Genomic DNA, 11631 nt, shown 5'->3' on the forward strand with positions numbered 1-11631 from the left:
CACATCGGCATGGCCTTCCGGCAGGTCCCGAGGGTCCGGCGGACGTCAATTCCTGCGGAGGGTGAAGGAGTAGAGGCGGTCCAGGCCGGTGGCCAGGAAGCCGGTGGAATCCGGGAACCAGGTGAGCGAGGCGTAGGACGTCGCCTCGGCGCGGACGCCGGTGATGATCTCGCCGGTCGCGGTGTCGGCGACGCGGAGGACGCCGTCGTCGGACACGGCGAGGAGGAGCGCGCCGGACGGCGCGATCACCGGCGGCCCCGCCAGCCAGCCCGGCGGGCCGCCGATCTCGCGCAGGACGGACCCCTCCGTGCCCCAGACCGTGAGCGTCGACCGGTCGTCGTCGGTCGTCGTGAACCACGTCCCGCTCGGGGAGATCGCGGGGTCGCGGCCGGGGACGCGGGCCCGGCGCGTCCCGTCGCGGTGCCAGAGGTCGACGACGACGCCGTCGTGGAGCGCGAACCAGCCGGACGCGACGACCGGCGGCGCGGCGCACGGCACGCCGAGGTCGCGGGAGACGCCGTCCACGTCGTCGATCGCCAGCCCGGACGGTCCCCAGGTGAGCAGCCCGCCCTCGGGGAAGAAGGCGTGGCCGTGCACGTCACGACGGGTCGCCAGGTGGGTGCCGTCGTCCGCCAGCAGGTTCAGCTCGCCGCCGGGAGAGAGCGTCAGGACGCGGTCGCGGTGCCGTCCGACACGGGTGACGTCGCCGAGCCGTCCGAGCAGCAGCTTCTCGTCGCCGTCGTCGGTCCACAGCGCGGCGCCCCACCGGCCGCGCGTGGAGACGGTCACGAAACCGGGGGACGACGGATCGGCGGCCGGGCGCGTCTCCCCCGGCAGCAGCGCGACCCGCCCGCCGCCCTCGGTGCTCCACAACTGAAGCAGCTCATCGTGGACGGTGAGGATCCGCCGCCCCTCGGAGAGGACGAGGAATTCGTCGTCCGCGTCCAGGAAGGGCCCGCAGGTGAGAAGGACGCGGAACTGACCGTCCGCGGCGCGGACGGTCAGTTCCCAGCGCGGGCCGTGGGGCCCGCGCGGGCGGCGGCCCGGATGGCGCCGGAGCGCCTGCTCGACCAGCCACTCGCCGGACGGGAACAGCTCGGCCCGTTTGACGTCGCCGGTCCACCGCCTCGGCACCACCCGCGTGACGGCCTTGCGGTACAGGTGGATCGTGTCGCCGATCGCCACGGCGGCCGTCTCTGGGTCGGGGCCGATCGCGGTCAGCGCGCCGAGGCGGGCGTAGCCGAGGCCGATGATCCGGTGGTCCAGATTCTTCTCCTCGCCCTGACCGGTGAAGACGCGCGACCCCCGCGTGGTCTCCACCAGGAACAGGCCCGGCTCCCCCGGCACCGGTCGGGGCGCCGCCCACGGCGCGACGGGGCGGACGGTGTCGAGGTTCGGCGCCCCGCGCGCCGGGGCGCTCTTCGGCCAGAGCGTCAGGGTCGTGGCCGCGCAGAGGACGAGGTACTCCCCGTCCGGGGAGATCCACAGGCGGGTGCCGGGCCGGACGTAGAAGTCCGGGGACTCGCGGGGCGTGCCGTCGGGGTCGAGGAGCCGGAGGCCGCCGTCGTTGGTGACGGCCGCCAGCCACGTCCCGTCGGGCGCGATTGCGAGGGTGGACGGCCGGTCCAGCGGCGACCCGCGCTGACCGTCCTCGGACTGGCGGCCGACCCGCCAGCCGCTGTCGAAGTGCCGGGTGAGACGGCTCGTGGCGCGGAACCCGGTGACGGCCGCGAACCAGCCGAACGGGCCGGTGCCGCCGAGCAGGCCGAGCTTGACACGCAGTCCGGCCGCGAGGGCGCGGATCACCACCGCCGGGACGTCGCCCGTGAGCATCGGCCGGCGCGCCTCCAGGTGGCGGCGGTACGTCCTCCGTCCGGTGATCAGCGCGCGGTAGGCGACCAGGCCCGAGTCGGCGCCCCGGCCGCCGCCCTTGCGCAGCGTCGCCGGCCGCCAGCCGGTGCCGTCCCGGTCCCAGCGGCGGATGGTCCCGGCGGCGTCGACGGTCGCGAGCCAGCCGCCGTCCGGGGAGACGGCGAGGCCCGTCGTCCCGGCGCGCGGGCAGCCGGGGAGGCGGTCGAGCGGGACGCCGCGCGCCGTCCAGCAGCGGACGGTGCCGGTCCGGCCGAGCGTGGCGAGCCACGAGCCGTCGCCCGCCGCCGACCATCCGGCGAGCCCGCCGGGGTGGGCGGCGCCGAGGTCGGCGAAGTGCTCGCCGTCGCGGCCGAAGAGGTGCGCGTCGCCGCGGTCGGTGGCGGCGACGAACCACGTCCCGTCCGGACTGATCCGCACGGTGGTGGGGCGCGGATCGGGGAGGTCGAGCTGCGCGCTGCCGAGGTCGGTGCCGCCGGGCGTCCACAGCCGGACGCCGCCGTGTTCGTCGGCGGACGCGAGCCAGCTCCCGTCAGGGGCGAACTCCAGGCCGGTGACGTTTCCGGCATGCCAGGCGAACCGGCGGACGAGCCGCGGGTCGGGCACGTCGGGCAGCGGCCAGCGCGCCTCCAGCAGCGCCCCGCCGCGCACGGTCGCGTACGCCGCCGCGTAGGCGTCGACGCGCTCGGACAGCTCGGGCACCAGCATCTTCAGGCGGCTGAGCAGCGTGCTGGTCAGCACCGACGAGGGCACGGCGGGCTCCAGCAGGTGGGCGCTCTGCGCCAGCGCGGCGCGGACGAATCCCGCCTCCGGCGTCGTCCCGTACCGCAGGTCGCTGATCGCGGCGGCGGGGCCCAGCGTCCGGACCTTGGCATCCAGCCAGCGGACGTCGGTGACCAGTTCGTCCACCTCGTCGGTCAGCCCCGCCTCCGACAGGTGGTGGACGAGGTAGCGGAAGAGGTAGCCGGGCGCGAGGTCCCACCAGTCCCCCGCGCGCAGGCTCTCGACGAGCGCCCGGTGCACGGCGCGATGGTCGCCGAGCCGCGACCTCGCGTAGTCGCGCAGGACGTCGTGCATCTCCAGCTCGCCGCCGTGCCTGCGGACGAGCGAGTGCTCCGCGAGCCGGGCGGCCAGCGCGTCGCACTCGTCCGGCGCGAGCCCGCCGGTCGCGCCCCACAGCGCGGTCACGGCGTCGAGCGGGACGAGGGCGTCCTCGGCGAAGACGCCCAGTTCGAGGTAGCGGTCGCGGAACCCGGCGCCGAGCGTCTCCAGGCTGTACTCGACGGTCGCGCGGACGGCGCGCTGCCTGCTGCCCCGGTCGTCGAGGTCCAGCGCGGCGGGCCCGGCGGCGCGCAGCCGGGCGGCGACGTCCCGGGCGACCCGCGCGGCCGGGAGACCGGTCTCGATCCGGTCCCGCAGCACGCCGTTGACCAGGGAGAGCAGCAGCGGCCACCGGCCCGTGAGCAGCAGCAGATCGCGATGGCCGGAGGGATCGAGCGGCGGCAGCCCCTGGGTGAGGAGGCGGTCGGCGGCGTCCCGGTCCATCTGGTCGACGCGGATCCGCGCCGCCTCGCGGGGCAGGGCCTTCGCGTTGCGGGTGGTGACCAGGCGGGTGCAGTCGCCCGTCCCGCCGAGGAAGGGGGTGAGCTGGGACTCGTCCCAGACGTCGTCGATCACGAGGAGGGTCGGGCGGCGTCCGGCGAGGACCTGGCCGAGCTGGAGCCCGGCCTGCTCGGGGTCGCTGGTCGGCGCGGGCGTCCCGCCGAGCCGCGCGGTGAGCGTGCCGATCAGCTCGGCGAGGTCGGCGCCGCGCCGGTCGCGGCCGACCGTCGTCCACACGACGCCGCCCCGGTAGCGGCGCCGCACGTCGGGGTGGCGGGCCACCTCGCGGGCGAGCATGGTCTTGCCGAAGCCGCCCGCGCCGTGCAGGGCCGTGGTGAACGCGACGGTCCGGCCGCGCCGTCCGCGCAGCAGCTCCGACACGGCGGAGGACAGCTCGCGGCGGGGCACCCAGCCGGCGTCCTGCGCGGGGACGTCGAACGGCGCCGAACCGCGCCGCTCGCCCCGGCCGCTCACGAATTCGGCGGCCACGCCGAGCGCGACCAGCGCCAGCACGCAGCCGCCGGTGACGACGAGCCAGAACCGGAGGTCGCGGTCCCGGCCCGCGAGGACGAGGCCGCTCAGCTTGTTGAGGGGTATCCCGGCCAGCAGCGCGACGACCGCCACCGCGATCCCGAGGAACGCGACCAGCCAGCGGTCTCTGCCACGCAACGGACCTCCGACGACGGGTGAGGGGCCTGGCCCGGACCCCTCATCCTGGCGCATTCGGGAACGCGCCGCCACGGAAATGGTTCGTCCCGCGACCCGGAAATCGTCGCGATAATTGTGCTTTTCAATTTCCGGTTCGGGGTTATCCCGGCGCCGCGGCGCCCCCAATTCCTGACTCCCGCTTTTTACGGATCTTTGTTCTCCGGCGTCATTCATCCACTGGATGGCGTGCGCTCGCCGGGCCCTCGCCGGGACGTGTAACTGCGAAATTACCGTCCGGAGCGCCCCATTCCCCCGCAAAGGAGCGGACATGGCCCCAAGCAGAAGCGTGCTCGCGACCGTCCTCACGGGCGTCCTCGGCGCGGCCTCGATCGCGGCGGTCACGCTGCCGGGCGGCGCGGCCTCGGCGGCGGCCGACCCGGTCCTCGTCGGCGCCGGCGACATCAGCAACTCCGGCACCGGCGACACCGCGACCGCGGCGCTGCTCGACAACATCCCCGGCACGGTCTTCACCGCCGGCGACAACGTCTACGACAGCGGCACGACCAGCGAGTTCAACACCTACTACAACCCGACGTGGGGACGGCACAAGGCCCGCACCCGGCCGTCGCCCGGCAACCACGACTACAACACGGCTGGCGCCACGGGCTACTACGGGTACTTCGGCGCGGCGGCGGGTGACCCGACCAAGGGCTACTACTCCTACGACATCGGCGCCAACTGGCACGTCGTCGCCCTCAACTCCAACTGCGCGTCGATCAGCGGCGGCTGCGCGGCGGGCGGCGCGCAGGAGCAGTGGCTGCGGGCCGACCTCGCCGCCAACCCGAAGCCGTGCACCATCGCCTACTGGCACCACCCCCGGTGGACGTCCGGCGCGAACCACGCGCCCTACACCGGTGTGGCGCCGCTGGTGCAGGCGCTCTACGACAACAACGCCGACGTCATCGTCACCGGACACAACCACCAGTACGAGCGGTTCGCGCCGATGAACCCGAGCGGCGCGGCCGACAACGCGCGCGGCATCCGCGAGTTCGTCGCCGGGATGGGCGGGGCGAGCCACTACTCGTTCGGCACCATCCAGCCGAACAGCCAGGCCCGGAACAGCGACACGTACGGCGTCCTGAAGCTGACGCTGCACGCGGGCAGCTACGACTGGCAGTTCGTCCCGCAGGCCGGAAAGACCTACGCCGACAGCGGCACCACCAACTGTCACTGACGTCCCGGGCCCGGCGCGCGACCCGCGCCGGGCCCTCCCGAGGAGCCGGCGTGTACCTTTCCACCCTCACCCGCCCGGCGAGGGGCCACCGCCGCGCGGGGCCCGTCGCCGCCAACGTCGTCGCGCTCGGCGCGGTCAGCCTGATCACGGACGTCTCCGCCGAGATGGTCACCGCGATCCTGCCGCTGTACCTGGTCGTCGGACTCCAGTTCAGCCCGGCCGCCTACGGGGCGATCGACGGGCTCTACAGCGGGGCGACCGTCCTGCTCCGGCTGGTCGGCGGGTACGCGGCCGACCGCGTCGACCGGCGCAAGCCGGTGGCGCTGCTCGGCTACGGCGCGTCCGCCGCCGCGAAGCTCGGGCTGCTCGCCGCGGCGGGCTCCGGCGCCTGGATCGGCCTCGCCATCACCGCGGACCGCGCGGGCAAGGGCCTGCGCACCGCCCCGCGGGACGCGCTGATCACGCTGTCCACGCCGCCCGACCGGCTCGGCCGGGCGTTCGGCGTGCACCGGACGATGGACGCCGCCGGGGCGTTCGCCGGTCCGCTCGTCGCGCTCGCCGTCCTCGCCGCCGCGCCCGGCTCCTACGACTCGGTCATCATGACGAGCTTCTGCGTCGCGCTCCTCGGCGTGCTGGTGCTGGCGCTGTTCGTCCGGGACGCGCCGGGGCCGAAGCCGCCGCGCGAGGCGCTGCGCTGGCGTGAGCTGCTGCGCGGGCCGGCGGCGCGGCGGCTCGTTCCCGCGTCGGTCCTGCTCGGGCTCGCCACGATCGGGGACGGCTTCACCTACCTGCTCGTCGCCCAGCGCGCGGACCTCGCGCTCGGCTGGTTCCCGCTGCTCGCGGTCGCGACGAGCGGCGTCTACCTGCTGCTCGCCACGCCCCTCGGCCTGCTCGCCGACCGGGCCGGGCGGCTGCCCGTCGTGCTCGGCGGCTACCTGACGCTCACCGCGACCTACCTGCTGCTCGGGTTCGCGTCGGGCGGCGGGCTCTGGCTGGTGGGCGCGGCCGTCGTCCTGCACGGGACGTTCTACGCCGCGACCGACGGCGGGCTGATGGCGCTCGCCGGGCCGCTGCTCCCGGCCGCCCTCCGGACGACCGGCATCGCGCTCGTGCAGAGCGGGCAGGCGCTCGCCTACCTGCTGTCGTCGGTGCTGTTCGGGGTCACCTGGCAGGCGTGGGGCACCCGCCCGGCGCTGCTCGGCGCCGCCGCCGTCAGCGCCGCCGCCCTCGCCGGGACCGGTCTTCTCCTCCGCTCGCCAGAAAGGGCCGTCTCGTGAACGTGCGCTCCCGCGTCGCCGTCCTGGCCGTCTCGTCCGTGCTGCTCGTGGCCGTGGCCGTCGCGTACACGGTGTTCCGCGGCGCGGAGCCCGCGCCCGCCCGGACCTCGGGCGGGACGGGCGACGGCCGCCGCCTCCAGCTCCTCACCAACGGGCGGCTGTCCTACACGTCCCCGCCGGGATCGCGGCGGATCACGCCGGTGGAGTGCGACCGGGCCTACGCCGCCGCCGGGACGGTCGCCTGCCTGCGCCCGGTCGGGGCGCTGAGCGCGGGCGCGCTGGTCGTCATGGACGCGGCGCTGCGCGAGCGGCGGCGCGTCCCGCTCACCGGGTTCCCGAACCGGCTGCGGGTGTCGGCGTCCGGGCGGATGGTCGCCTGGACGCTCTTCATCGACGGCCACAGCTACGCGACCACGGGGTTCTCCACGCGGGCGGGCGTCCTCGACACGCGGACCGGGCGGCTCGTCACGTCCGTGGAGGACTTCGCGATCACCAAGGACGGCGCCCCGTACCGGAACCGGGACGCCAACTTCTGGGGCATCACGTTCGCCGCCGACGACAACCGGTTCTACGCGACGCTGTCCACGGGCGGTGAGCGGTACCTCGTGCAGGGCGACTTCGCGGCCCGGACGGTCCGGACGCTCGCGCCCGGCGTCGAGTGCCCGTCCCTGTCGCCGGACGGCACGCGCCTGGCCTTCAAGTCGGCGATCGGCGGCGACCCGAAGAAGGGCTGGCGGCTGTCGACGCTCGACCTCGCCACGCTGCGGACGGCGCCGCTCGCCGAGACGCGCAGCGTCGACGACCAGCCCGTCTGGCTGGACGACCGCACCGTCGCCTACACGCTCCAGCTCAGCGACGGCAAGAACCAGACGTGGGCCCTCCCGGCGTCCGGCGGCGGGAGGCCGCGGCTGCTGCTCGACAACGCGAGCTCGGTGGCGCCGCTCCAGTGAGTTCCGCTCCAGTGGGTTCCGGGGGACTCACGGCCGTGTGCGCGGCTGCCGGGAGAGGCCGAGGACGGCGACCCGCCGGGCCCGCGGGCAGGGCGGCTCGCGGCGCTCGGGACCGGCGATCGTCCGGGTGCCGGCGGCGATGGCGAGGCTGGCCAGCGACAGGATCAGCGAGACGTCGGCGTGGCCGTCCACCCGGATCCGCACCCACTCCTCGCCGCCCGCCTCGGCCTCCGTCCCGGCCGCGGCCGGGTTCGGTACGGCCGCGGCCGGGTTCGGCACGGCCGGCTCGTCCGCCGATATGGGGATGAGCCGGCCGGACTCGCGGAGCGCCGGAAGCAGCCGCCGCACCGTCGACGCACCGAGCCGCAGCTCGGCCTCGTGCTCCCCGGGCAGGTGGATGATCTGCCGCCCGCCCAGGGCTAAGGCCGACCCAGTGCCGCATTCCGCCGCCGAGACCCGCAATCCCGGCCAGCCGGACAGTTCGTCCACGACCCGGTCGACAAGACGAGTACCGGGTTTCGCGCCGTTCGAAAAGGGAAGCCGGTTGAGTCCGGCTCTCGCGCCCATGGGGCCATCGTTCACCCAACGCTCGCCAAAGCGGCACCCTTTGGCCTCAAATCGTTATGCCCGGCCGCATCCGGTCACCGGTGAAAATCCATCGGCGCTGGGGCGTTGCGCATCGCGCATTTCCGAGGAAGCATTTTGGACATGGACACTGCGGCGCGCGAGAAGACGGCCATGACAGAGGTCACCGCCCGGCTGATGAAGGCGTACGGCGACACGCACGGCGCGGACGAGGTCGCCGAGGCGGTCAGCGCGATCCACCACCGCTTCGACGGGCGTCCGGTGCGCGACTTCGTCCCGATCCTGGTCGAGCGGGACGCGCGCCGGGCGCTGTCGGGCTGACCGCCCCTGGCGCGGCACCGGCGCGGTACCGGCCGTCAGGGCTCCCAGAGCGCGTCAGGGCTTCCAGAGCACGGCGGACGGGGAGGCGGGCGTCAGCGTGACCGACCCCTTCCACGCGATCCCGGACGCCTGCGGCAGGTACCCGGCGTCGAGGAAGAAGCCCCGGTTGATCGAGGTCACGGTGGCCGGGGCGCCGTTGTCGCCCGCGCCCATCGGCTGCCGGACCGCCTCGACGCTCGCGATGTCCGCGACCTTGGCGCCGGCCGGGAGTTCGACGGTGGTGGCGGCGGGAAGGTCCCGCTCGATCGACCACGACGGCGTCGAATGGTCGGAGCGGTAGAGGGTGCCCGGGTCGCGCTTGAGCCGCACTCCGATCGACACCCCGGGGATCGAGCCGATCCCGGTGGGCGCGCCCGTCTTCTTCTTGAATTCGAGGAAAAGGTAGGTGCGCTGGTCTCCGACCTGCGGGGTGGCCGGGTCCGCCGGGTTTTCGATCTTGTTTTCGCGGACCATTTCCTGCGCCATCACCGGATAGGTCCAGGGCGAGCGGTCCATGACGACTTCGCGGGCGCGGTCTGCTGGACGGGTCGGCGTCGAGTCGAGGAAGAAGCGCAGTTTCGCGTCCGGGGTCACGGTGTCGCACATGTTGTTGTTCACCGTGCAGGTCTGGAGGAGCGGGTGGTCGCCCTCGTAGCGTCCGGCGAACGCGAGCGTCTGGTGGTTGGGGGCCTGGTAGACGCCGGTGCCGGGGACGCGCCGCCCGTCCGCGTCCACCTCGACCCGGTACACCCATTCGATGTCGGTGGTGCGTCCCCAGCGGGCCATTAGGGCGGGGGTGTCGGTGCCGCCGTCCTCGTTGCTCCACACCACCGAGTACTCCAGGACGCGGTGCCCTGGCTTGGTCGCGGGCAGTTCCTCGTGCCAGGCCAGCAGCGGGGTGTCGGTGCGGGCGTTCTGGTAGGCGTCGCCGAGCTGCGGCAGCGTGCGGCCGACGACGATCGGGGCGTGCCGCAGCGCGACCTGGTCGGCGCGCGGCGTCCCGGCCCGGGGCCGCCGGACCGTGACGCGGCGGGCCGCCGCCGCGCTCCCCGCGCTCGCGAACGCGAAGGTCAGGCGGTGCTCGCCGCGCCGGACGGAGCCGAGCGCGACGCTCCGCGCGGTCGGCTCCGCCGAGGGGACGACGAGGTCGGTGACGTGCCGTCCGTCCACGGCGACGGCGACCACGGCGGCCTCCGCGCCCCTGCGCGCCCACGAGACGCCGGGCGCGGCGACCGTGAACGTCGCGACCGCCTCCCCGCTCCGGGACGCGACGAACGGCAGCCCGCGCGCGGGCCCGCCGCGCCGCACGACGATCGACTCGGGACCGTGCGCGGCGGCACTCGCCGGGGTCGCCGCCAGCGGTACGGCCAGCGCTCCGGCCGCCGCGAGGATCACTGCGCCTGGGGAAGGTTTCATGATCGAGGACATTAGGCGGCCGAAATTGCGGCCCTGTGAATTCCGGAACGTGTCGAGGTGACAATCCGGTTCGCTGGGGCGCCGGTCGTTCAGCGGCGCAGCAGGCGGCGGCGGAGGCGTCCGATCCGGCGCCGGAGCCGGCGCTGCAACTGGGCGTTGAGCTCGGCCCGCACCGTTTTCAGCTCGCCGTCGAGGGTGTTCGCGCGGCTCTGCCACTTGCGGGCGTCGGCCTCCCACTTCTCGGCCTTGGCCTGCCAGTCGACCGGCGGTTTCGGGACGCTCTCGTCCCCGGCCGGTTCGAGCCCGTAGTCGGCGCCGTCCACGGTGTGCGCGCCGAACATCTCGGCGACGGCCTCGTCCCTGTCGCCGCCGGGTTCGGTCACGCGGGCGGCGCGGGCGAAGGCGCGGGTCTGCTCGAACCGGGCCTGGGCGTCGCCCGGCAGGTCGAGGATCACGAGGCCGTACCCCTCCTTCTCCACGAGCTGGATGAGACGGCGGAGCGTCGTGGAGCCGGGCACCCATCCGGCGGGGCAGCGGAAGCGGTACGGCGCGGGGAACGCGGTGTCCGGCGCCGACTCGACGAGGCGAACGCGGCCGTCGTCCCCGAGGCCCTCGCGGATGAGGCGCAGGTCGAGGAGCGGGTCGCCGAGGATGTCGCGGCGGCCGTCGTCGAGCCGCGACCACGGCCCGGCCAGGACCACACCCACGTCCGACACGAGGCCGGACGCGAGGCCGCTCACCGTCGCGCGGGCCTGCTCCCACGTCGCCTCGGACACGTCCACGACCGCTTCGACGCCGGGGACCTTCCACGTCCGCCCGGGGTCGGGCCTGCGCTTGCGCGGGACGAGCACCCGGTTGGCGTAGAACGGCTGGCAGTAGCGGGTGGCGCGCTCTCCGTCCGTCATCGTGGTGGACCAGCCGAGGTGCCAGCTGCTGCTCGCCATCTCCGGGACGAACACCGCCCCGGCCTGCCCGAGCCGGTACCCGAACTCGGTGTCCTCGCCGAGGATCATGTCGCCGTCGACCTGGCCCGCGTCGAGGTAGAACTCGCGGTGGTAGGACGCGGACGCCCCGGTGAAGATCCGGGACGCCTGCGCGCCCGCCGCGCGGAGCATGTCGGTCTCTTCGATGAACTTCTCGTAGTGGTGGAGCTCGTAGGCGTCCGACTCGAAGAGCTTCTCGGCCCCGCCGCGCGCCACCGCGTCGTGGACCTCCCGCGGCGTCAGCGCGCCGGGCCGGTAGTCGACGAACCGCTTGTGCCCGACGACGGCGATGTGGTCGGCGAGGTGGTGCCAGCGGAGCTGCGCCTCCACGTTGTCGTGGAAGCAGACCATGTCGGCGTCCAGCCGGACGATCACGTCGCCCTCCGCCGCGAGCGCGCCGGAGCGGTAGGCGTGCGCGCAGCCCCAGCCGCCGGACAGGCTCGGCACGATCCGGCACAGCTCCGGCCGGATCTCCGGCAGCCGCAGCGGCGGGTCGCTGCCGTCGTCGGCGATCACGACTTCGAGCAGGCGCGAGGGGTAGGTCTGCGCGGCGAGCGCGGCGAGCGTCAGGTCGAGCTTGTCCTGCGACCCGTACGCGGGGATCACCACGCTCACCGTCAGGGTGGGCTCCCAGCAGCCGAGCTCCGCCGGCCGGAGAGACCCGTAGTCGTTCTCCTTGACACGAGGCTGCGCGGTCATCGGGCTCC

At 74.5% G+C, this 11631-nt stretch carries 8 protein-coding genes; 4 read left to right on the forward strand and 4 right to left on the reverse strand.

Features of this window, described 5'->3' with window-relative positions; all coding sequences use genetic code 11:
- Window positions 1-45 precede the first annotated feature (45 nt).
- On the reverse strand, window positions 46-4140 hold the full coding sequence (locus tag FXF68_RS17310) for an NB-ARC domain-containing protein (RefSeq protein WP_148760312.1): 4095 nt from the start codon (window positions 4138-4140) through the stop codon (window positions 46-48).
- 307 nt (window positions 4141-4447) lie between these two features.
- Here FXF68_RS17310 and FXF68_RS17315 point away from each other — a divergent pair, with 307 nt between their 5' ends.
- The 3 genes from FXF68_RS17315 to FXF68_RS17325 are packed head-to-tail and all read left to right on the forward strand — an operon-like array spanning window position 4448 to window position 7580.
- Entirely contained in the window at window positions 4448-5353 is a 906-nt protein-coding gene (locus tag FXF68_RS17315) for a metallophosphoesterase family protein (RefSeq protein WP_222869977.1), read from the forward strand.
- Window positions 5354-5403: 50 nt separating this feature from the next.
- Complete coding sequence (locus FXF68_RS17320; RefSeq protein WP_148760314.1) at window positions 5404-6630, forward strand: MFS transporter; 1227 nt, start codon at window positions 5404-5406, stop codon at window positions 6628-6630.
- A complete protein-coding gene (locus FXF68_RS17325) occupies window positions 6627-7580 on the forward strand; it encodes a TolB-like translocation protein (RefSeq protein ID WP_222869978.1) in 954 nt (317 codons plus the stop codon). The genes FXF68_RS17320 and FXF68_RS17325 overlap by 4 nt, the downstream gene beginning before the upstream one ends.
- Before the next feature lie 27 nt (window positions 7581-7607).
- Here FXF68_RS17325 and FXF68_RS17330 read toward each other — a convergent pair whose 3' ends face one another.
- On the reverse strand, window positions 7608-8147 hold the full coding sequence (locus FXF68_RS17330) for a luciferase family protein (protein ID WP_148760316.1): 540 nt from the start codon (window positions 8145-8147) through the stop codon (window positions 7608-7610).
- Window positions 8148-8288: 141 nt separating this feature from the next.
- Here FXF68_RS17330 and FXF68_RS17335 point away from each other — a divergent pair, with 141 nt between their 5' ends.
- Complete coding sequence (locus FXF68_RS17335; protein ID WP_148760318.1) at window positions 8289-8486, forward strand: three-helix bundle dimerization domain-containing protein; 198 nt, start codon at window positions 8289-8291, stop codon at window positions 8484-8486.
- 54 nt (window positions 8487-8540) lie between these two features.
- Here the strand turns inward: FXF68_RS17335 and FXF68_RS17340 are convergent, their stop codons facing one another.
- Together FXF68_RS17340 and FXF68_RS43075 are read right to left on the reverse strand one after the other, a co-directional pair.
- A complete protein-coding gene (locus FXF68_RS17340; RefSeq protein ID WP_222869979.1) occupies window positions 8541-9941 on the reverse strand; it encodes a hypothetical protein in 1401 nt (466 codons plus the stop codon).
- A gap of 89 nt (window positions 9942-10030) precedes the next feature.
- Entirely contained in the window at window positions 10031-11623 is a 1593-nt protein-coding gene (locus tag FXF68_RS43075) for a glycosyltransferase family A protein (RefSeq protein ID WP_222869980.1), read from the reverse strand.
- Window positions 11624-11631 lie beyond the last annotated feature (8 nt).

Origin of the sequence: Actinomadura decatromicini, from assembly GCF_008121305.1 — a bacterium.
Classification (GTDB): domain Bacteria; phylum Actinomycetota; class Actinomycetes; order Streptosporangiales; family Streptosporangiaceae; genus Spirillospora; species Spirillospora syzygii.

Coding starts and splice junctions, on each gene's coding strand:
- FXF68_RS17335 (WP_148760318.1), top strand. CDS start 8,289: ATGGACACTGCGGCGCGCGAGAAGACGGCCATGACAGAGGTCACCGCC.
- FXF68_RS17315 (WP_222869977.1), top strand. CDS start 4,448: ATGGCCCCAAGCAGAAGCGTGCTCGCGACCGTCCTCACGGGCGTCCTC.
- FXF68_RS17340 (WP_222869979.1), bottom strand. CDS start 9,941: ATGAAACCTTCCCCAGGCGCAGTGATCCTCGCGGCGGCCGGAGCGCTG.
- FXF68_RS43075 (WP_222869980.1), bottom strand. CDS start 11,623: ATGACCGCGCAGCCTCGTGTCAAGGAGAACGACTACGGGTCTCTCCGG.
- FXF68_RS17330 (WP_148760316.1), bottom strand. CDS start 8,147: ATGGGCGCGAGAGCCGGACTCAACCGGCTTCCCTTTTCGAACGGCGCG.